Source organism: Dactylosporangium sp. NPDC049742, from assembly GCF_040674675.1.
GTDB classification, from domain to species: Bacteria; Actinomycetota; Actinomycetes; order Mycobacteriales; family Micromonosporaceae; genus Dactylosporangium; species Dactylosporangium maewongense.
This window is the reverse complement of record NZ_JBFANF010000079.1, coordinates 1-21,394: the sequence shown is the minus strand read 5'-3', so window position 1 is coordinate 21,394 and position 21,394 is coordinate 1. Positions and strand designations below refer to the sequence as shown.

At 72.0% G+C, this 21,394-nt stretch carries 20 protein-coding genes; 10 read left to right on the top strand and 10 right to left on the bottom strand.

What is annotated here, in order from left to right:
* Positions 1–38: 38 nt before the first annotated feature.
* From AB0J72_RS51505 to AB0J72_RS51470, 8 genes are all read left to right on the top strand, one after another.
* Positions 39–1,244, top strand: coding sequence for an extracellular solute-binding protein (locus AB0J72_RS51505; RefSeq protein ID WP_344499330.1), 1,206 nt, complete (start codon positions 39–41; stop codon positions 1,242–1,244).
* Entirely contained in the window at positions 1,241–2,293 is a 1,053-nt protein-coding gene (locus tag AB0J72_RS51500) for an ABC transporter ATP-binding protein (protein WP_363414106.1), read from the top strand. The genes AB0J72_RS51505 and AB0J72_RS51500 overlap by 4 nt, the downstream gene beginning before the upstream one ends.
* Entirely contained in the window at positions 2,293–3,171 is an 879-nt protein-coding gene (locus tag AB0J72_RS51495) for an ABC transporter permease subunit (protein ID WP_363414103.1), read from the top strand. The genes AB0J72_RS51500 and AB0J72_RS51495 overlap by 1 nt, the downstream gene beginning before the upstream one ends.
* Positions 3,168–3,998: an ABC transporter permease subunit gene (locus tag AB0J72_RS51490; RefSeq protein WP_363414100.1), complete on the top strand. Its 831-nt coding sequence runs from the start codon at positions 3,168–3,170 to the stop codon at positions 3,996–3,998. The genes AB0J72_RS51495 and AB0J72_RS51490 overlap by 4 nt, the downstream gene beginning before the upstream one ends.
* Positions 3,995–5,203 carry a D-mannonate dehydratase ManD gene (gene manD, locus AB0J72_RS51485; protein ID WP_363414097.1) on the top strand — a complete coding sequence of 403 codons (1,209 nt, stop codon included), beginning with the start codon at positions 3,995–3,997 and terminating at the stop codon, positions 5,201–5,203. The genes AB0J72_RS51490 and manD overlap by 4 nt, the downstream gene beginning before the upstream one ends.
* Positions 5,200–6,504, top strand: a complete 1,305-nt coding sequence (locus AB0J72_RS51480; RefSeq protein ID WP_363414094.1) for a mannitol dehydrogenase family protein — start codon at positions 5,200–5,202, stop codon at positions 6,502–6,504. The genes manD and AB0J72_RS51480 overlap by 4 nt, the downstream gene beginning before the upstream one ends.
* Positions 6,505–6,573: 69 nt before the next feature.
* A complete protein-coding gene (locus AB0J72_RS51475; RefSeq protein WP_363414091.1) occupies positions 6,574–8,658 on the top strand; it encodes a glycoside hydrolase family 2 TIM barrel-domain containing protein in 2,085 nt (694 codons plus the stop codon).
* A gap of 102 nt (positions 8,659–8,760) precedes the next feature.
* Positions 8,761–9,207, top strand: a complete 447-nt coding sequence (locus AB0J72_RS51470; RefSeq protein WP_363414088.1) for a nitroreductase family deazaflavin-dependent oxidoreductase — start codon at positions 8,761–8,763, stop codon at positions 9,205–9,207.
* Positions 9,208–9,241: 34 nt separating this feature from the next.
* Here AB0J72_RS51470 and AB0J72_RS51465 read toward each other — a convergent pair whose 3' ends face one another.
* The 10 genes from AB0J72_RS51465 to AB0J72_RS51420 form a co-directional block, all read right to left on the bottom strand.
* A complete protein-coding gene (locus AB0J72_RS51465) occupies positions 9,242–10,759 on the bottom strand; it encodes a sigma factor (RefSeq protein ID WP_363414085.1) in 1,518 nt (505 codons plus the stop codon).
* 121 nt (positions 10,760–10,880) lie between these two features.
* Complete coding sequence (locus AB0J72_RS51460) at positions 10,881–13,208, bottom strand: DUF4132 domain-containing protein (RefSeq protein WP_363414082.1); 2,328 nt, start codon at positions 13,206–13,208, stop codon at positions 10,881–10,883.
* Complete coding sequence (locus AB0J72_RS51455) at positions 13,205–13,591, bottom strand: hypothetical protein (RefSeq protein WP_363414079.1); 387 nt, start codon at positions 13,589–13,591, stop codon at positions 13,205–13,207. Before AB0J72_RS51455 ends, AB0J72_RS51460 begins: the two co-directional genes overlap by 4 nt.
* Positions 13,572–14,483 (bottom strand): hypothetical protein, encoded by a 912-nt coding sequence (locus tag AB0J72_RS51450; RefSeq protein ID WP_363414076.1) that lies wholly within the window; start codon positions 14,481–14,483, stop codon positions 13,572–13,574. Before AB0J72_RS51450 ends, AB0J72_RS51455 begins: the two co-directional genes overlap by 20 nt.
* Before the next feature lie 63 nt (positions 14,484–14,546).
* Positions 14,547–14,879, bottom strand: a complete 333-nt coding sequence (locus tag AB0J72_RS51445; RefSeq protein WP_363414073.1) for a hypothetical protein — start codon at positions 14,877–14,879, stop codon at positions 14,547–14,549.
* A 47-nt stretch (positions 14,880–14,926) separates the two neighbouring features.
* Positions 14,927–16,006, bottom strand: a complete 1,080-nt coding sequence (locus AB0J72_RS51440) for a VWA domain-containing protein (protein WP_363414070.1) — start codon at positions 16,004–16,006, stop codon at positions 14,927–14,929.
* Positions 16,006–16,965: a VWA domain-containing protein gene (locus tag AB0J72_RS51435; RefSeq protein ID WP_363414067.1), complete on the bottom strand. Its 960-nt coding sequence runs from the start codon at positions 16,963–16,965 to the stop codon at positions 16,006–16,008. Before AB0J72_RS51435 ends, AB0J72_RS51440 begins: the two co-directional genes overlap by 1 nt.
* A gap of 85 nt (positions 16,966–17,050) precedes the next feature.
* Positions 17,051–17,947 (bottom strand): DUF58 domain-containing protein, encoded by an 897-nt coding sequence (locus AB0J72_RS51430; protein ID WP_363414064.1) that lies wholly within the window; start codon positions 17,945–17,947, stop codon positions 17,051–17,053.
* 2 nt (positions 17,948–17,949) lie between these two features.
* The gene (locus tag AB0J72_RS51425; protein WP_363414061.1) at positions 17,950–18,942 is read right to left on the bottom strand and encodes a MoxR family ATPase; all 993 of its coding nucleotides are present in this window, start codon (positions 18,940–18,942) and stop codon (positions 17,950–17,952) included.
* A 29-nt stretch (positions 18,943–18,971) separates the two neighbouring features.
* A complete protein-coding gene (locus tag AB0J72_RS51420) occupies positions 18,972–19,856 on the bottom strand; it encodes a trypsin-like peptidase domain-containing protein (RefSeq protein ID WP_363414058.1) in 885 nt (294 codons plus the stop codon).
* Between the two features lie 149 nt (positions 19,857–20,005).
* Here AB0J72_RS51420 and AB0J72_RS51415 point away from each other — a divergent pair, with 149 nt between their 5' ends.
* Both AB0J72_RS51415 and AB0J72_RS51410 read left to right on the top strand, forming a co-directional pair.
* Positions 20,006–20,353, top strand: a complete 348-nt coding sequence (locus tag AB0J72_RS51415) for a YciI family protein (protein WP_344499299.1) — start codon at positions 20,006–20,008, stop codon at positions 20,351–20,353.
* Between the two features lie 5 nt (positions 20,354–20,358).
* A partial coding sequence (locus AB0J72_RS51410; RefSeq protein WP_363414054.1) for a sigma-70 family RNA polymerase sigma factor occupies positions 20,359–21,394 on the top strand: 1,036 nt, incomplete at its 3' end.

Below are 21,394 nucleotides of genomic sequence, written 5' to 3'. Positions count from 1 at the left end.
GACACCCCCTGAAGCGTGCACCAGAAGGGAATCCCGCTATGTCCCTGACCCGCAGACACTTCGCCGCACTGCTCACCCTCACGCTCGTCGCCGGCTGCGGCGCCCCGGCGAAGAACACCCCGTCGGCCGCGTCCAGTGGCGACCTGCCGCTCAAGCCCGCGTCCCCCGTGACGCTCAACATCCTCGACGTCGCCGGCAACCTGCAGCTCACCCAGGGCATGATCGACGACTTCGTGTCCGCGCACGGCGACACGATCAGCAAGGTCACCTACTCCAAGGCGACCGCGCCCGAGCTCGCACCGAAGGTCAAGGCGCAGCAGAACGCCGGACGGGTCGACATCGACCTCGTGCTCACCGGTGTCGACGGCCTCGCCGCCGGTGTGGACCAGGGGCTCTGGCAGCCGTTGCTTCCCACGTACGCCCAGCGCCTGTCCAACATGAACAGCTACCTGCCCGGCGCCGCCGCGATGCAGAAGCTCGCCGGGGACTTCGGCGTCACCGTCACCTACTACCCGTCGGGCCCGCTGATCGAGTACCTGCCGGACAAGGTGCCGAACCCGCCGAAGAGCGCCGACGAGCTCCTCGCGTACGCGAAGGCCAACCCGGGCGCCGTCCAGTACGCCCGGCCCGCGAACTCCGGGCCCGGCCGCACGTTCCTCATGGGCCTGCCGTACCTGCTCGGTGACAAGGACCCGAAGGACCCGGTCAACGGCTGGGAGAAGACCTGGGCGTACCTCACCGAGCTCAACAAGTACGTCGAGCTGTACCCGAGCTCGACCAGCGAGACGATGAAGTCCCTCGCGAACGGTTCCGCGAAGATCATCGCGACGACGACCGGCTGGGACATCAACCCGCGCGTCCTCGGCCAGGTGCCGAAGGAGGCGAAGATCGGCTCGCTCAACGGCTTCCACTGGGTCACCGACGCGCATTACGCCGTCGTGCCGAAGGGCGTCTCCGCCGACAAGCAGGCCGCGATCCTGTTGTTGTTGCAGGACATGCTCAGCCCGAAGCAGCAGGCGAAGGCCTACGACAAGGGCTACTTCTACCCGGGCCCGGCGGTCAAGGACGTGCCGCTGTCGATGGCGCCCGCCGACAGCCAGAAGGCGATCACCGACTTCGGCCGGCCCGAGTATGACCAGCTCATCTCCGGCAACCCCCTGGAGGTCCCGCTCGACGCGAAGGCGCTCGTCGCCGCGTTCGACAAGTGGGACCGCGAGGTGGGCGGGGCGAAGGTGAAGAAGTGACCTTCAACCAGTTGCGGCTCGAGGGCGTGACCCGGCGCTTCGGCGGTCAGGACGCGCTCGTCGACCTCAACCTGACGATCGAGCGGGGCGAGTTCATCGCCCTGCTCGGCCCGTCCGGCTGCGGCAAGTCGACCGCCCTCAACTGCCTCGCCGGCCTGCTGCCGCTCACCGCCGGCAGCATCTGGCAGGACGACACCCGCCTCGACACGCTGCTGCCGGAGAAGCGCGGCTTCGGCATGGTCTTCCAGAACTACGCGCTGTTCCCGCACCTGACGGTGGCGAAGAACATCGCGTTCGGGCTCCAGATGCGCCGCCTGCCCAGCGCCGAGATCCGCCGCCGCACCGACGAGGCGATCGCCCTGGTCCACCTGGAGCAGCAGGCGCGGAAGCTGCCCGGGCAGCTGTCCGGCGGGCAGCAGCAGCGGGTCGCGATCGCCCGCGCGGTCGTGCTGGAGCCGTCGCTGGTCCTGATGGACGAGCCACTGTCCAATCTGGACGCGAAGCTGCGGCTGGAGATGCGCACCGAGATCCGCCGCCTGCACCAGGCGCTCGGCCTCACCACCGTCTACGTGACGCACGACCAGGAGGAGGCGCTGTCGATGGCCGACCGCCTGGTCGTGCTCCGCAACGGGCGCGTCCAGCAGGTCGGCACCCCGGAGCAGCTGCACACCCAGCCCGCGAACCGGCACGTCGCCGACTTCATGGGCTTCCGCAACCTGCTGCCGATGAAGGTCGTCCACACCGGACCGTCCACAGTGGTGGAGGCCGGCGGGTTGACGTTGACCGGCACCCCCGTCGGCGACCTGACCGTCGGGGATGCCGTTGTCGCCGGTGTACGACCGGAGTCGCTGCGGGTCGCCGACGACGGGTTCCCCGCCACCGTCGAGGTGGTGGAGTACCAGGGCCGCGAGGTCGCCGTCGAGGTCGTGACGGAGGCCGGGCAGCGCCTGCACCTGCGCACCGAGACCCGGCCCGCGCCGGGCGACAAGGTCCGTCTCGCGGTGGACCCGTCGGCGCTGCTCGTGTTCCGCGCCGGCGGTGACGACTGATGGCCAAGGTGGCGCTGCGGCACCGGCTCGCCGAGCGCGGCGTCGACCGGCAGCTGCTCCTGCTCGGACCCGCGCTGCTGTTCGTGGTGACGCTGTTCGTCTACCCGTTCTTCTACGGCATCGGCCTGTCGTTCCAACCCGAACAGGGCGGCCCGTTCGAGGCCTACCGGTCGTTCTTCGCCGACGCGTACGAGCGCGGCACCCTCACCACGACGCTGTGGCTGTCACTGCCGGTGGCGCTGCTCAACGTCGGCGCGTCGGTGCCGATCGCCTACCGGATGCGGGGCCGGTTCCGCGGCAAACGGCTGCTCACCACGGTCCTCGTCGTGCCGATCACGCTCGGCACGGTCCTCACCGCGCAGGGGCTGCTCAACTTCCTCGGCCCCACCGGCTGGTTCAACCGCACCCTGATGGCGGCCGGGATCATCGACGACCCGGTCCGGCTCACCCACAACTACTGGGGCGTGTTCTTCTCCCTCGTCATCACCGGCTTCCCGTTCGCGTTCCTGCTGGTGCTGTCGTACCTGTCGGGCATCGACCCGACCCTGGAGAAGGCCGCCGCGACCCTCGGCGCCGGCTGGGCGCAGCGCTTCCGGCGGATCACCCTGCCGCTGCTCGCGCCGGGCCTGGCGACCACGTTCTGCCTGACGTTCGTGCTCGCGTTCAGCGTGTTCCCGTCCGCGGTCCTCGTCGGCGACCCCGCCGGCGACACCCGCGTCATCTCCATCGCCGCCTGGCACGCCGGCTACGAACAGTACGACTACCCGAAGGCGTCCGCGATCGCGGTCGTCATGGGCCTCGTCGAGCTCGCCGTCATCGCCGCCGTCCTCGGCTGGCGGTCGCTGCTGTACACCGGATCCACCGGAGGCAAAGGATGAGACTCACCGCGCGTCCTGCCGCCTGGCTCGTCTGGGGTGTCGTCGCGTTCTTCTTCGTCAACCTGTTCGGCCTCGTCGGCTCCGTCGTCGTCAGCTCGTTCGGCCGGCAGTGGTTCGACACGTGGCTGCCCTCCGGCTTCACCGGCCAGTGGTACGGCGAGGCGTGGCGCGACTTCGGGCTGCTCCCCGTCCTCGTCACCACCCTGGAGGTGTCCGCGCTCGTCGTCGGCATCTCCGTCCTCGTCGGCGTGCCCGCCTCCTACGTGCTGGCCCGCCGCTCGTTCCCCGGCCGGCGCGTCCTGTACCTGCTGTTCCTGCTGCCGATCCTGATGCCGCCCATCACGTACGGCATCCCCCTGGCGACCGTGCTCTACAAGTACGGGTTCGCCGGGCACATGACCGGGGTGGTGCTGGCGAACCTGGTGCCGTCGGTGCCGTTCGTCATCCTCACCATGACCCCGTTCATCGAGCAGATCGACCCCACCATCGAACGCGCCGCCCGCATGTGCGGCGCCGGCACCCGCCAGATCTTCACCCGCATCCTCGCCCCGCTGCTCGTCCCCGGCATCCTCGCCGCGTCGATCCTCGTCCTCGTCCGCACCGTCGGCATGTTCGAGCTGACGTTCCTGACCGCCGGGCCCGACTCGACCACGCTCGTCGTCGCGCTCTACAACTCGATGTCCGCCGCCGGCATCCGCGCGCAGCAGTCCGTCGACGCGATGGCCGTCATCTACACCGGCACGATGCTCGTGCTGCTCGTCCTGGCCCTGCGCCTGGTGAACCCGACCCAGCTCGTCGCCCGAGTCAAAGAGGAAGACCCCGCATGAGGATCAGCGAGGCCCGGGTCATCGTCACCTGCCCCGACCGCAACTTCGTCACACTGAAGATCGTCACCGACGACGGCGTCACCGGCGTCGGCGACGCCACCCTCAACGGCCGCGAGCTCGCCGTCGCCAGCTACCTCACCGACCACGTGGTGCCGCAGCTCATCGGCCGTGACCCGACCCGCATCGAGGACACCTGGCAGTACCTGTACAAGGGCGCGTACTGGCGGCGCGGGCCCGTCACGATGAGCGCGATCGCCGCCGTCGACACCGCCCTGTGGGACATCCTCGGCAAGATCGCGGGGCTGCCGGTGTACAAGCTGATCGGCGGCCGCTCCCGCGAGGGCGTCACCGTTTACGGCCACGCCAACGGATCCACGGTGGACGACGTGCTGGTGGAGGTCGCCAGGTACGTCGACCTCGGCTACAAGGCCATCCGGGTGCAGACCGGCGTCCCCGGGCTCGCCAGCACCTACGGCGTCTCCGGCGACAAGATGTACTACGAGCCCGCCGACGCCACCCTGCCGACCGAGAACGTGTGGTCCACGGCGAAGTACCTGCGGCACACGCCGTCCGTGTTCGCCCGCGTCCGCGACGAGTTCGGCCCCGACGTCAGGCTGCTGCACGACGTGCACCACCGGCTCACCCCGATCGAGGCCGCCCGGCTCGGCAAGAGTTTGGAACCGTACGACCTGACCTGGATCGAGGACCCCGTCCCCGCCGAGCTGCAGGACGGGTTCCGGCTCATCCGCCAGCACACCACCACCCCGATCGCCGTCGGCGAGGTGTTCAACACGGTCTGGGACTGCGAGCAGCTCATCCGCGAGCAGCTCATCGACTACATCCGCGCGACCGTCGTGCACGCCGGCGGCATCACCCACCTGCGGCGCATCTTCGACCTGGCGGCGCTGCACCACGTGCGGTCCGGCTCGCACGGCGCCACCGACCTGTCCCCGGTCTGCATGGCCGCCGCCCTGCACGTCGACGTCGCCATCCCGAACTTCGGGCTGCAGGAGTACATGCGGCACACCCAGGCAACCGACGAGGTGTTCCCGCACGGGTACCACTTCGACGGCGGCTACCTGCACCCGTCCGAGGAGCCGGGGCTGGGCGTCGACATCGACGAGGAGCTCGCCGCGCGGTACCCGTACAAGCCGGCGTCGCTGCCGGTGAACCGTCTCGAAGACGGGACGATGCACAGTTGGTGACCCGCCTGTCGATGTCCGCGCTGCGATCGCTGCCCGCGTTGCCGTACAACCCGGCGGACGTGCGGGTCGGCATCGTGCACCTCGGCGTCGGCGCGTTCCACCGGGCGCACCAGGCCGTCTACACCGACGCCACCCTGGCCGCCGACCCGACCTGGGGGATCGCCGGATTCACCCAGCGGTCCACGACCGTCCGGGACCAGCTCGCGCCGCAGGACTGCCTGTACACCGTCCTCGAACGGGGCGTCGGCGCCGGGCCGCCGCGGATCGTCGGTGCCCTGCGCGAGATCGGCCTGGCGTTCGAGCTGGTGAACAGGATCGCCGACCCGGCCGTGCGCCTGGTGACCCTCACCGTGACCGAGAAGGGCTACCGGCCCGGCAACGCGGTCGAGCGGCTCGTCGCCGGCCTGGAGCTGCGCCGCCGCGCCGACGCCGGGCCGCTCAGCGTGCTGCCGTGCGACAACCTGCCCGCCAACGGCGCCACCCTGCGCCGGATCGTCCTCGACCACGCCGCCACCCTGCCGGCCGGTGACCGGCTGGTCGAGTGGATCGGCTCCTCGGTCGCGTTCCCGTCCTGCATGGTGGACCGGATCGTCCCCGCGACCTCCGCCGCCGATCTCGCCGATGTACAGCGGATCCTCGGCGTCCGCGACGAAGGCACGGTCGTCGCGGAACCCTTCAGCCAATGGGTCATCGAGGACACGTTCGCCGCCGGGCGGCCCGCGTGGGACGCCACGTTCACCACGGACGTCGCGCCGTACGAGGCGGCGAAGCTGCGGCTGCTCAACGCGACCCACTCGCTGCTCGCGTACACCGGCGCCCTCGCCGGCCACGGGACGATCGCGTCGGCGATGACCGACCCCGCCCTCGCCGACGCCGCGTGGCGGCTCATGACCGAGGACGCCGCGCCGACCCTGACCCTGCCGGACGGCTTCGACCTGCGCGGCTACCAGGAGTCGATCCTGCGCCGGTTCGCCGACCCGGCGCTCGGCCACCGGACCGTCCAGGTCGCCGCCGACGGGTCACTCAAACTGCCGATCCGGCTGCTCGGCACCGCCCGCGACCGTCTCAGTTCGGGACACACTCCACAGTGGACGGCGCTCGCCGTCGCGGCGTGGATGGTGTACGTCGCCACCCGCCAACCCGTCGAGGACCCGCAGGCGGCGGCGCTGGCGGACGCGGCGGCCGGCCGCTCCACCCCTGCCTCGCTCGTCGACGCGCTCCTGCCGTTCCTCGGTGACCCGCTCGGCACCACCTGGCGGGACCTGCTCGTCGAACAGGTCGCGCGGCTGCGTTTCAACTGAACACGGCACCTCACCGCTGCCCCGCCCGGGGCGGCGCGTACCGCCATACGTCCCGTTCGGGAGTGAACAATGCCCAGGATCGTCACGTGGCTCGCCACGGCCGTCATGGTCGTGGCCGCCAACGTGATCGCGGCGCCCCACGCGTCCGCGGCCACGTACACCCCGCCCGCGCTCCGGCAGCGGGTCGACCTCAACTCCGGCTGGCGCTTCACCAAGGGTGACGTCGCCGGCGCCGAGGCCACCGCCTTCAACGACAGCGGCTGGCAGCAGCTCAGCGTCCCGCACACCTGGAACGCCGCCGACGGCGCCGACGGCGGCAACAACTACTACCGCGGCGTCGGCTGGTACCGGCGGCACTACACCGTCCCGGCGTCCTTCGCCGGCAAGATGCTGTTCCTGCAGTTCGCCGGCGCGAACCAGGTCGCCGACGTGTGGGTCAACGGCACCTATCTCGGCAAGCACTCCGGCGGCTACTCCCGCTTCCGCTTCGGCGCCACGTCGGCGTTCAAGGTGGGGCAGGACAACGTCATCGCGGTCAAGGTGAACAACGCCAACAACGCCGACATCCCGCCGCTGTCCGCGGACTTCACGTTCTACGGCGGCATCTACCGCAACGTCAGCCTGCAGGTCGTCGACCCCCTCGCCGTGCGGATGCTCGACTCCGCCGGGCCCGGCGTGTACCTGCGGCAGCGGTCCGTCACCGCGGCGTCGGCGACCGTCGACGTGACCACGAAACTGTTCAACAACTACACGTCGAGCCGCTCCGTCGTCGTCCGCACGGTCGTCACCGACGCGGCGGGCAACATCGTCGCGGACCAGTCGCTGCCCGCCCGTACCGTGGCCGCGAACGCCGGTGTGGACGTCGTGCAGACCGTCACCATCGCCAACCCGCACCGGTGGGACGGGCTCGCCGACCCGTACATGTACAAGGCGAACGTCGAGATCCGCTCCGACGGTCAGGTCACCGACGTGGTCACCGAGCCCCTCGGCCTGCGCACCTTCGGCGTCGACCCCAACAATGGCTTCACCCTCAACGGTCACCCGTACGACCTGCACGGCGTGAACCTGCACCAGGACCGTGCCGGGGTCGGCTGGGCCGTCGACGACACCCAGCACACCCAGGACTTCGACCTGATCCGCGAGATCGGCGCGACCACCATCCGGATGGCGCACTACCAGCACGACCAGAAGGACTACAACCTCGCCGACGAACGCGGCCTCGTCGTCTGGGCGGAGATCCCGCTCGTCAACGACACCACCAACTCCGCCGGGTACACGGCGAACGCCCGCCAGCAGATGATCGAGCTGATCCGGCAGAACTACAACCACCCGTCGATCGTCTTCTGGGGCATCGGCAACGAGCAGCGGGTCGACAACGCCGCCACCAACGCCCTGCTGGACAACCTCGCCGGCCTCGTCAACACCGAGGACCCCGACCGGGTCTCCGTCTACGCCAGCTGCTGCGTCAGCGACACCGGCGCCGTCAACAACCACGCCGAGGCCAGCGGCTACAACAAGTACTTCGGCTGGTACAACGGCGGCTACAACGACCTCGGCGGGAACCTGGACAGCCTGCACGCCGCGAACCCGTCCCGCCGCATCGCCCTGTCCGAGTACGGCGCGGGCGCCAACACCACCCAGCACGCCCTCAACCCCGCCGCCCCCAGCCCCGGCGGCCAGTACCACCCCGAGGAGTACCAGGCGCTGCTGCACGAGGCGTCCTGGAAGCAGCTCGACGCCCGCCCGTACGTGTGGGGCACGTACGTGTGGAACATGTTCGACTTCGCCGCCGACGCGCGCAACGAGGGCGGCCAGCCCGGCATCAACGACAAGGGGCTCGTCACCCGCGACCGGGTCACCCGCAAGGACGCCTTCTACTTCTACAAGGCGAACTGGTCGGCGGCGCCCACCCTGTACATCACCAGCCGCCGCTGGACCCAGCGCACCACCGCCGCGACCGAGCTGAAGGTCTACTCGAATGCGGCATCCGTCACCGCCACCCTCAACGGCGTCTCGCTCGGCTCCCGCACCAGCGCCGATCACATCTTCAAGTGGACCGGCGTGACCCTGCGCGCCGGCGCCAACACCTTCCAGGTCACCGCCACCATCAACGGCACCCCCGTCACCGACACCGTGACCTGGAACCTGAACTGACCGCGCCACGGGCGGTCCTTTCCGATGTCGAGAACGTGTTGCCGGCTCCGTCCATGGGGTAGGAACAACCGGTACCGTCCGCATCAGAAAGGACCGCCCGACATGGCCGTCGCCGAAGACCTCGACCGCGCCACCGACTCGAAGTGGGACTGGGTCGCCGAGCACACCCGCAAGTACCTGGCCTCCGGCGGCACCGAGGGGCACGAGTCGAACGGCGTGCTCACCCTCGTGCTCGCCACGACCGGCCGCCGGACCGGCGAGCCGCGCCGCAACTGCCTGATCTACGGCACCACGGGGGACGACTTCGTGGTCGTCGCCTCCAAGGGCGGCGCCGACGACGACCCGGCGTGGTTCAAGAACCTGGAGGCGGACCCGAGCGTCGGGGTGCAGGTCGGCACCCGCCGGTTCACCGCCCGCGCCCGCGTCGCGTCCCCGGCCGAGCGCGCCCCGCTCTGGACCCAGATGGCGGGCATCTTCCCGCTGTACGACGAGTACGCCCAGAAGACCGACCGCGAGATCCCGATCGTCCTGCTCACCCCGGTGTCCTAGGGCAGCAGCCGCCGTTGTGGCCGGCGCTCTGCTGTCATCCGGCGGCGGCGCGACGCCGGCGAGCCGCCCACACCCTCACGAAGACGACGACGGCTGCCGCCACCGGTGCCAGCAGGCACAGCAGGCACAGCGCGGCCTGCGCGACGACCGACCAGCGGGCGGGCAGCATCGCCGGTGCCGGCACCGGACCGCCGAACTGCCCGTTGCGGACCAGGTCCTGCGCGATGTCGATGGAGGCGACGTCGGCCGGCGGATCCAGCACCACGTCCACGGCTCCAGGCCGAAGCGCCAGCACGCGGACATGCCGGATCTCCCGCGTCTCGCTGTCGGCTGCGGTGACGTAGTCCTCTGACTCGTACTGCACGACGACGAGGGCATCGCCGTGCCAGCCGAGCGCCCGCACCGCCGCGCCGGTCACCTCGGGCAGCGCCGGCCCTTCGCGGTCGGCACCCGTGGCGGGGTCCAGATACGAGACCCGCCATCCCCGGGCGTCGCGCTGATCGTGATCACACTGGAACGGGCATTCGTCGACGGTCAGCAGCGCCACCGTCGAACTGTCCGAGGTGTAGGCGCCCGAGCCCGCCAGTCGTCGGCCGCCGAGGTCGCGGGTCCACACCCGGCGGCCGGTGGCGTCGTAGCCGCGCAGTTCGGTGCCGTGGGCGGCCGTCCTCGCCGCGACGAACCCACGGCCGTCGGGGGCGAACGCCGCCCCCCACGCCGAGGCGTTGTCGTCCCACAGAAGCCGGTCTTCGACCGGAGTGACCGCGCCGCTGGCCAGGTCGACCAGGACGTACCGCGCCGCCGGGCCGTCGATCGGATAGCCGTCGCGGGCGGACTGCAGTGCCAGGACGGCGCCGCTGTCCGGCCGCCAGGCCACGACCTCCGCGCAGCAGGCCGTCTCGCCGCCGCTGTAGCCACGGCTACGACCGGTACGCAGATCGGTGACCACCAGCCACCCAGCCGGCCCGCCGGTCAGATCGCTGTGCGCGACCAGGCTGCCGTCCGGCGACAGCCGCGCGCCCTGCCCGGCGCGCACTCCATCGCTGGGATAGCGCAGTATGCGGTAGTCGCCGTTGTGGCCGAGCACGGCGAGCTTGCCGCCGTCCTCCTCGAACGGGTCGCTGCTCAACCCCAGACTGTCGCCGCCGAACAGCACCGAGGCCGGGCCCGGCGGCGCCATGTCAACCGTCGCCTGCCAGAAGTACGGAAGCCCGACGCTGCGGGGGACGACCGGGCCGCCCTCGGCCGGCTGGGGCTCGACATGCAGGCCGGGCAACACGGCCACGGCCGCACACAGCAGCACCACCGCGGCGACGGCAACGATCCTGCCCCGGGACCGCTGCCGTCTCCCACGCCGCCACAGATCCGTGGGCAGCCACGCAGGCGACATACTGCCGGCGCTCACCCGTTCCCAGTGCCGGGCGACCTTGATGAGCGTCACCTGCACCAGATCCTCCGCGGCGTGCCGGTCTCCGCACAGCAGATACGCCAGCCGCGACAACGCCGCGAGCCGGCCCGACACGTACGCGTGGAACGAGTCCTGTGTCGCCATCACACCTCCCCGAAGGCACACACGCTGACACATGCCCCGGCGGGTGGGTCGTTTGGGTGCCGCTTCGCTCACTACGCACGACGACTCGGCCTCGGACGTCCCCCGAACGCGGGCTGCCGTACTAGCCGAGCTGGCGGAGGATGCTCGGGTCGGTGATCTTGTGGTCGTCGGCCAGCAGCATGGCCTTCGACAGCACGATCGACAGCATGGCGTCGCCCTCGAAGGGGATGAAGCGCACCCCCGGGGTCTTGGCGGCGCCGGCCGGCACGATGCACAGGTAGCGGTCGTTCGGGGACATGAGGATGTTGCCGCTGCCGATGTGGATGCGGTACGTGTGGCGGCGGCCGTCGACGACGAGGTAGTGGCCGTCGAGCTTGGCCCGGTCGCGGATCTTCAGCCGTGGCAGCAGGTGCTCCAGGACCTGCCGGCGGACCTGGCCGTTGGCCGTCAGCTCGCCGAACGCGAACGCCTGCCAGTAGCCGAACCGGGCGTCGTCGGTGCGGTGGTCGGCCCAGGTCGGGTCGGTGGCGATGGAGGTGACCCCGACGAACAGGTCGACGTCGCGCATCGCCTCGCTGAAGACCCTTGCCGGGATCTCCGCCAGCGGGACCTCCTGCCGCGCCCGGCCGCGGCCCCGCTCGAACCGGACCCGGTCGGTCGAGCAGAACTGCACGGGGTCGCCGCCACCGTCGACGGCCTGCTCGTGGTGGAAGACGGCCGTCAGGCCGGCCGCGGGGAACTCCCGCTTCGCCTCGCCGTCGTAGCCCCCGTCCCAGCCGCCGAGGTAGTTGCTGCCCCACCGGCGCTCCTTCATGAGCGCGTAGGCCTGCTGGTACCGCAGGATGTGCGCCGCGAACCGGTTCGAGTGGACGCGGGTCTCCTCCTCGGCGGGGGTCAACAGGTACACCTCGCGGAATGCCTGCTTGAACGGCTGCGCCAGCTCGTGGTCGAGGATGTGCGCCCGCCAGGCGCGGACCTCCTCCGGATCGGCGTCCACCGGGTGCCACAGGCGCACCCGCGCCGCGTCGCCCGGCATCGTGTTCGTGCCGTCCGCCATGGTGAAACGTCCGTCCGCGTCCGGTATGCCGGTGTACCGGTGGTCCCCGTCGCTGACCGTCCACAGCAGGCGGGTGGCGAGGCCGCCCGTGACCGGGTGCTCGGCGTACCGCTGCCGCCACACCGGAATGGGCCAGTCGCGGTCCTCGACGAGCAGGTCCTCGAGGCGGGCCCGCTCGTCGGCGAGGGCCTTCTTCAGGTCGGCGGTGGCGCGGCGCACCTCCGCGTCCGTCTTGTCCGCGCCGTCGTCCCACGTCACGCGGACCCGGGCCCGCTCGTCGACCTCGATGAGCGCGGCTCCGATGCGCCGCTGCCGCCGCCGGTCGAGGCCGCAGTCGGGAATCGTCAGCTCGGTGAGCTCCGAGCGGCTGATCCCGGCGGCGGCAGCGGCCTCGTCCAGCGCCGCCGCGATCTGCTTGAGCTTCCCGCGGTGCCGGGTAGCGCGCTGCATCCGCACGAGCGCGGCGATCGCGTCGGCGTCGCCGCGCCGGCCCAGCACCGCGTAGCAGGCGTTGAGCGGCTTCGGCTCGTGCAGCGTCGGCTCCAGCGCCAGCACGACGTGCACCAGCCACTCCTCGCCGGACACCTGCGCCGCCCACAGCAGCCCCCGCACCAGGTCGGCGTTGTGCTGACTGACCCGCATGGGGAACGTCGCATAGTGCTGCTCGACCGACTCGGGCCGGCAGTTGTGGGCGAGATGCAGCAGCCGGTGCAGCAGATCGAGCAGCCCCGCCCGCCCGTCCAGCAGCCCGGCGGCGCGCTGCACCCACGCCTTCGTCGGCCGCGGACCGGACGTCAGGGTCAGCGCGTGGTCGAGCAGCGGGCCGAGGTCGTCGGTGCCGGCCGGCGCGGACCGCAGCAGCGCGACCGCGGCCCGGCTCCAGCCGTCGCCGAGCCAGATCCGCCCCGCCCAGCCAGGCACGCCGTTGCCGGTGGTGTCCGCGAGCTGCATCAGCCGCCGCACCAGCTCCGCCCGAGCCGCGGAGGAAGCGTCGATCGCCTGCGCCTCCCAGAAGCGCTCCACGAGCTGGGCCCGGCCGGCCGCGTCCAGTCCTTCGGCGGCGCCGACGGCGACCCGGAGCACGGCCTCCGCCGACCTGCTGGACGCCCGCCGGGCGAGGTCGAACAGCAGCCCGACGTCGGTCACCGTCCACGCCGGCCGGCGGGCCTCGAGGTCGGGAAAGAGGCGGCCGGGCGCCCACGCTCCCCACCCGTAGTTGCCCGCCGCCCGCTCGACGAGCGCGACCGTGACGGACCGGACGTGCTCGTCGTCGAGGGACGGCAGCACGCGCCGCCGCACGTCCTCGACCGCGTCGGCGTTCAGCCCGGCGGGGTTGGGGAGCACCTGCGCGGCCCGGGCCTGGTGTGCGGCGAGGGCTTCGGCGGCGGTCATCCGCCGACCAGCTGCACGAGGCGGATGAACACCACGCGGGACGCCTCGTCGAGCGTCAGCTCCTCGTCGAGGTCCTCCACCTGCCGGTCCCCGACGAGCACGAAGAACCCGTTCCGCTCGAAGGCGGCCACCGCGGCGTCCGCCTGCCGCTCCCAGTCGATCCGCGCCGGCGTGGGCATCAGGTACCCGTTGAGATCCGCCTCGGCCGCCGTCGGCCGGACCAGCCCGTGGAAGCGCTCGACCGGCCGCGCGTTGTACCGCGCGACCTCCTCCCGCACCCGCAACCGGATCAGCTCCCGCAGCCGCACCGGCCCGGCAACGTCCAGCTCCATCGCCCCGACGACCCGCCCACCGGCCGTCTCGTCATGGATCTTCACCCGCACGGCCGGAGCCTAGGCCACCCCGCCGACCCCTGTCACGACCCGCCCGCGCCCCGATCAGGGTCCGGCAGGCCTCCCGGTCCGGGGGAAGCCCGACCGCGGCGAGGCGCGACGGCGTGTCCGTCGCCCACTCGCCCCAGACGGAGTCGTTGCCGACCAGCCGATGCAGGAACTCCCGCTGGTTGCCGGTAAGCGGCCGCTCCTGCCATCCGGGCGGGAACGCCACCCGCAGCAGCGGCCCCCACCCGTTCCCGGTCGTCCCGGCCTCCGGCGTGGCGACCACGAGGGCGCCGGGCACCAGCTCGTCGAAGCCGCCCGCCCGCTCTCCCGCCGCCGCGAACTCCATGTGCAGCCGCAACCGTTGTAGCCGCGACCCCAGACCCAGCCAGTCGTCGTTGTCCGGGGTGTGCCGCAACGCCTCCTCCAGCGCCGCGACCGCACGGGCATCGCCGGCGGTCGCCGGCGACAGCGCCGTGCAGGCCCGCACCGCCAACGCCGCCCGGTCCAGCAGGTCCGCAGTGTCGGCGCCCAGCTCCGCCAACGCGTACGCCGCCGCCGCACCCACCCCGCCGTCATCCCGGCCGGCAACCACCCGCAGCCGCCGAACCACCACCGCAACCCGATCCCCCGCAGCAGCGCCCGCCGCGGTGCCCCGGCACTCCGGCAGCAGCAACTGGACGAACCGGGTCACCGCGAACACCGCGGCCTGGCCGATCCGGACGTCCGCGTCGTCGAGGTACTTCAGCACGGCGTCGAGCACATCCCCGGCCACCGCCCGCACCCCGAGCCGCTCCGGCGCCTCCTCCCCGGCGCCTGGCCACCGTGGCGCCGGCGCGACCCGGTTCCGGATCACGACGCAGGCCTTCGCCGGCGTCCACGACGCGGACACCGTCACGCCCGGCGACGACCGCCCGCCAGCGCTGAGCGGATCAGCGGCGACGAACCAAACCCGGCGCGGTCAGGTCATCAGCAGCAGGGCGATCACGGCCAGGGCGCCGAGGGCGAGCGCCGACAGGGTCAGGGTCAGCACCACGCGGCGCCTCGTCCACCAGGAGACGGAGACCACGACCATCGGGGCGATGAGGGCGTAGGAGAACGTCGTCCAGTCCGCGACGCGCAGCGCGCGGGACTGCTCGGGGGTCTGGGCGACGTTGGAGTCGGGACCGATCTGGCCGATGGCGTAGAGCCAGATCACCGGGCTCAGCATCCACAGCAGCATGAGCGCGAGCAGCAGCATGGACAGGGGTGCCCGGCGCCAGGTGAATGGCGCCGGGGCGGGCCGGGCGGTCACGCCGGTCAAGGTAGCCGCGGTGATCAAGTGCGGCCGCCGGGCCGGGTTCAGCGGCGGCTGACCGCCGAAGGCGCGGGTGGCCGCATGCGGTTCCACCACTGGGACAGCGCGACGGCGAGCAGGACCAGCAGGGCGCCGGCGAGGGCGAACCACGACGTCAGCTCGGTCTTCTTGCGCTGGAGGGTGACCTGGCTGGGCAGGTCGCGGAGCACGTCGCCGAGGGCTTCGGCGTCCTCGGCCTTGAAGTACTTGCCGCCGGTGGTCTCGGCGACCTTCGTGAGGGTGCCCTCGTCCATGTCCTGGAAGCGGCCGCGGCCGCCGAACTGGCCGCCGGGGCCGGGGCCGCCGCGGAACTGGCCGCCGCTGCTGATCTGGTCGCTGGAGCAGACCATCGGGGAGGGGACGGAGGTGCCGAAGCCGATCGTGTAGACGCGCAGGCGGCGGGCCTCGGCGGCGGCCGCGGCGGTCATCGGGTCGACGCCGTCGGTGTTGCGGCCGTCGGTGAGCACGACGATGGTGTCGGGCTCGTACTCGCCGGTGGCGACGCCGTCGTCGGGGACCTCGACGCCAGTCGGTGGGACGTCGGGGTTGATCTCGGCGATCGCGTCGATGGAGGTGAGGATGGCCAGGCCGATCGCGGTGCCGCGGGCGGTGCGCAGGCCGTCGATGGCGTCGAGGAGCTGCTTGGTGTCGGTGGTCGGCGGGACGATCAGGCCGGCGATGCCGGAGAACGCGACCAGGCCGATCTTCTGGTTGCCGTCGTGGTCCTTGATGAACTCCCGGGCGGCCTTCTGCGCGGCGGTGAGCCGGTTGGGTGAGACGTCGGTGGAGCACATCGAACCGGACACGTCCATCGCCAGGATGATCGTGGCAGCGCTGTCGGGCACGACGACGGACGCCTCCGGCCGGGCGGCCGCGGTGCCGGTGACGAGCAGCCCAGCGGCGAAGATCCACAGCGGGATCCGGCGTTTCCATGATGTACGGCCGGGCAGCGCCGCCCTGATCAGCCCCACGCTCGGCAGCCGGACGGCGGCCCGGCGGCGACGGCGGCGGGTCCACCAGCGGACCGCGAGGAGCAGCGGAAACGCCAGCAGCGCGACGAGGGCCCACGGCCAGTGCAGCGACATCAGAGGATCCGTCCGAACCAGGTGGTCATCAGTACTCCCCCGATGGTGAGCAGCAGCACGGCGAGCGCCGCGGCGGCGCCGGTCAGCTCGACCGGCTTCGTCTGCACGGTGAGCCGGAGGTCCAGCGACTCGTACACGTCGTGGAGGGCCTCGGCGTTCTCGGCGCGGTGGTAGCTGCCGGTGGTGGTCTTCGCGACCTCCGTGAGCAGCTCCTCGTCCAGGGACGTCGCGACCTGGAAGCCGTCGACCTCGACGGTGGTGCCGTCGACGGTGCCGACGCCCACGGTCTCGATGTGGACGCCCGCGGTCGCGGCGAGCTGGGCGGCGGCGACGGCGTCGGGTCCGCCGGTGTTCTCGCCGTCGGAGAGCAGCACGATGGTGGCGTTGCCCCAGTACCCGAGGTCCGGCGCGGGCTGGCCGTCCTCCGGGAGGGTGGCGGGCTTGCCGGCGATGACCGTGAGGGAGGCGAGGATCGCCTGGCCGAGGGAGGTGCCGCCGTTGACCCGGAGGCGTTTGATGGCGGCGGTCGTCGCGGCCCGGTCCTCGGACGGCTGCTGGGTGGTGAGCGCGCCCTCGTCGAACGCGACGACGCCGATGCTGACGCTGTCGGGTTGCGCGTCGGCGAACTCGATCGCGGCGGCCTGGGCGGCGGCGAGCCTGGTGGGTGCGACGTCGTCGGCGCCCATGCTGTTGGACACGTCGAACGCGAGGATCACGGTCCCGGCGGCGCGGGCGACCGGCAGCTCGGCCTGGGGCCGGGCGACGGACAGCAGCAGCAGGGTCAGCGCGACGAGGAACAGCACGGGCGGCACGTGGCGGCGGATCCGATCCTTGCCCACGGCAAGGCCGGCGGAGCGCAACGCAAGACCACGCTGCCGCTGCAGCCACCAGTAACCGCCGGCGACAACCACTCCGACGACCACTCCGACGACCAGCAGCCAGGGATTCTGAAAGCTCATGCCGACGCCTCCGCTGCGCTCCGGCATCGGCCTGAGCTCCACCCTGCACCCATGATTCGCGGGTCCTCGCTCCGCTGCGGCCCGCTCATGAGCGGCGCCGCTTCGACCAGCGGACCATGTCGACCAGGGCGAGGAGCGGGTCCTGGTCGGTGGTGACGAGGTGTGGGGTCACGCGCGCCCGGCGCATCGCCGCCGCGACCGCGGCCTCGCGGCCGTCGACCTCCTCGCGCAGCCGCTGCTGGAAGAGTGGGTCGCTGGTGTCGACGAGGACCTGCTCCCCGGTCTCGGCGTCCTCGACGAGGACCAGGCCCAGGTCGGGCAGGTCCAGCTCCATCGGGTCGACGACCCGGATCGCGACGACCTCGTGCCGGTGGGTGAGCCGCGTCAGCGACGACTCCCAGTTGACGGCGTCGCCGCTGATGAAGTCGGAGATGACGAACACCAGGGACCGGCGGCGGGCCTGCGACGCGGCGAGGCGCAGCATCCCGTCGACGTCCGTGGCGGCGCCCGGCTTGTCCCCGACGGCCGAAGCGGCGCGGGAGATCTCGTGGGCGAGCCGCAGGACGTGGTTGCGGCCGGTGCGCGGCGGGACGACCCGCTGCAGCCCGTTGTCGTAGAGGACGGCGCCGATCCGGTTGCCGCCCTGGGTGAAGAGCCGCGCGAGGCAGACCGCCAGCTCGGTGAGCAGGCCGTCCTTGCCGCCGGAGGTGCCGAAGCGCATCGAGGCCGACAGGTCGAGGACCAGCCAGGCGGTGAGCTCGCGGTCCTCGGTGTACTGACGGACGTAGGGCTCGTCCAGGCGCGCCGTGACGTTCCAGTCGATGTGGCGGACGTCGTCCTCGTGCGTGTACTCGCGCAGGTCGGCGAAGTCGATGCCGGAACCGCGGAAGACGGTGCGGTAGGAGCCCAGCAGCTGCCCGTCGAGTCTTCGGATCACCTGCCACTCCAGGCGCCGCAGCAGCCGGTCGGGTGCGCCCGTCACGGTCAGCGGCTTCCGCTGCGCACCGGCGCCGGCACCGGCAGCGCCGCCATGACCCGGGTGAGGATCGTGTCGGCGGTGACGTCGTCGGACAGCGCCTCGTAGGAGAGCACGAGCCGGTGCCGGAACACGTCGAGGGCGAGCTCGGTCAGGTCGCGCGGGATGACGTAGTCGCGGCCGCGGATGAACGCGAGGGCCCGCGCGGCGAGGACCAGGTTGATCGAGGCGCGCGGGCTGGCGCCGAAGCTGATGTACCGGGCGAGGTCGCCCTGCCCGACCTCCTCGGGCCGGCGGGTCGCGTTGGCGAGGCGGACGGAGTACTCGATGAGCGCCGGGTCGACGTAGACCTGCTCGACCTCGCCCTGCATCTCGATCAGCCGGGTGGGGTCGACGATCGCCTGCAGCAGCGGCGCCGGGGAGATGGCCCGCTCGACGATGACGAACTCCTCCGTCGGGCTCGGGTAGCCGACGACGACCTTCATCATGAACCGGTCGACCTGCGCCTCGGGCAGCGGATACGTGCCCTCGGACTCGATCGGGTTCTGGGTGGCCATGACCAGGAACGGCCGCGGGATGTGGTGCGTCTCCCGGCCGATCGTCACCTGCTGCTCCTGCATGACCTCCAGCAGCGCGCTCTGCACCTTCGCCGGCGCCCGGTTGATCTCGTCGGCGAGCAGCAGGTTGGTGAACACGGGTCCGAGCGACACCTGGAACTGGCCGCTGACCTGGTGGTACACGCGGGTGCCGACGATGTCGGCGGGCACCAGGTCGGGGGTGAACTGGACGCGGTGGAACTGCCCGCCGATCGCCGCGGCGAGCGCCTTCACCGCGAGGGTCTTGGCCAGGCCGGGGACGCCCTCGACGAGGATGTGCCCGCGCGACAGCAGGGCGACCATGAGCCGCTCCAGGAGCGCGTCCTGCCCGACGATGGTCTTCTTGACCTCGTACAGAACCTGCTCGACCGCGCTGGTGATGCCGCTTTCGGATGGTGTGTCCACGTATCGTCCTTACGTCTGCGAGCGGGTGCTTACTGCTGTGGTGCCTGGTCTCCGCCGCCCGCGCCGAGGGCGGCGCCGATCGGCACGGCGAAGCCGACGCCGACGAACGTGCCGGCGGAGGTCGGGTTGGCGAGGGCCACGACGATCGCGATCGTCTCGCCCTTGGCGTTGAGGAGCGGGCCGCCGGAGCTGCCGGGGTTCACGGCCGCGTCGAACTGGATGAGCCCGGTGAGCTTGGTGCCGTCGGGGTTGGTCGCGGTGCGTTGCAGGCCGGACACGACGCCGGCGGTGGCGCTGCTGGTGAGCCCGAGCTGGTTGCCGATGGCGATGACGGTGTTGCCGACGGCGAGCCGCTCGGAGTTGCCGATGACGGCGGGGACGAGCACGTCCGGCAGCCCTTCGGGGGCGAGCGCGGCGATGTCGAGGGCCGGGTCGGACTGGGCGACCTTCGCCCGGGTCTTGGTGCCGTCGGCGAAGATGACCTGGATGCCGGCGGCACCCTCGACGACGTGGAACGCGGTCAGGATGATCCCCTGCGCGCTGGCGACGACGCCGGTGCCGGACGCGGTGACGGCCTCGCCGTTCATGGCCTGGATGGTGACGACCGACGGGGCGACGGCCGCGTAGACCTGCGCGATCGTCGGCGGCCCGGACGCCGACGGCGAGGGCGACGCCGACGGGCGCGGCTTCGCCGTCTCGGCTCCGCCGCCGCCGGCCTGGAACGCGACGTAGGCGGTCAATGCCAGCGCGAGCAGGACCACGGCGGCGAGCAGCACGTTCCTGCGGGGGGCGGGCAGTTTCGGCCACTGCCGGGGCGGGCGCGACGGGGCGTCGTCACCCTGGGCGAGGACGTCGCCGTGGGCCGGGACATCGAACTCGACCTCAAGGTCGCGTGGTGCCTCCTCGCGGCGCATGCAACCAACGTAACGGTGCTTCCTGGGAGCCAGGTAAGAACTTTCTGCCAAATCAAATTCTCATCCGGCAATCACCGGGTCCTGATGTCCTTTCCCGGCGGGTGCCGCTCGTTCCATGGTTGAGTTCCCGAGATGGAAGGAGCGGTCCGATGCCGCAGTACCTCGCACTGACCTACACCGCCGACGTCGACTGGTGGGCGCCGGAGCAGGCAGCCGAGCTCGCCGAGTACCGGCAGTTCGCGGTCGACAACGCCGGCAGCCTCCGGGCGAGCGCCGTCCTGCACCCGACGGCGACGGCCACCGTGGTCCGGGTCGAGGGCGCCCGCGGCGGGAAGGTCGTCACGACCGACGGCCCGTACGCGGAGACGAAGGAGGCCCTGACCGGCTACTACCTGATCGAGGCCGCCGACCTGGACGAGGCCGTCGCGATCGCCGCGCAGATCCCGGCGGCGTGGGGCGGCGCCGTCGAGGTCCGCCCGGTCATCGCCGCCAGGTAGGCGGCGTGCACGACGCCGTCGCCGAAACGGTCCGGGTGGAAGGGGCGCGGATCCTCGCGACCCTGATCCGGACCGTCGGCGACGTCCAGATCGCCGAGGACGCCGTGCAGGAGGCGGCCCTCGCGGCGCTCGGGGCATGGCCGGTGACCGGGGTGCCGCCGCAGCCCCGCGCGTGGCTCACCGTCACCGCCCGCCGCAAGGCCATCGACATCCTGCGCCGCGAGCAGGCCCGCCGCGGCAAGGAGGAGGAGGGCACCCGGATGATCGAGCTGGCCCGCGCGGACCTGCCGCCCGACGAGGTCGTGCACGACGACCTGCTCCGGCTCATCTTCACCTGCTGCCACCCGGCGCTGTCGCCCCCGACGCAGGTCGCCCTCGCGCTGCGGACGCTGTGCGGCCTGTCGCCCGCGCAGATCGCCGGGCTGCTGCTCAGTACCGAGGCGGCGACGGAGAAACGGCTCACCCGCGCCCGGCAGAAGATCGCCGCCGCGCACATCCCCTACCGGGTGCCGGCGCCGTCAGAGCTCCCGGCGCGGCTCCCCGCGGTGTGCGGCGTGATCCACAGCCTGTACACGTCGGGGCACGCCACCTATGACGTGGATGCCTGCCGCGAGGCGGTCCGGCTCGCCGAGCTGCTGCACGCGCTGCTTCCCGGCCAGCCCGCGCCCGCCGCCGTCCTCGCGCTGCTGCTGCTCACCGAGGCCCGCCGGCCCGCCCGCCTCGACGCCTCCGGCGCCGTGGTCACCCTGGACTGCCAGGACCGCACGCGGTGGGACGCGGCGGCGATCGCCCGCGGGATCGCGCTGCTCAACGCGTCGCTGGAGGCGTCGCAGCGGCGCGCCGACCCGTACCAGCTGCAGGCCGCGATCGCCGCGGAGCACGCCCGCGCCGCCTCCTACGACGGCACCGACTGGCCGGAGATCGTGCGCCTGTACGACCTGCTCATGTCGGTCGCCCCGAACCCCGCGGCGGGGCTGGCCCGGGCCGTCGCCGCCGCGGAGGCGTCGGGTCCGGCGGCCGGCCTCGCCCTGCTCGCGGACC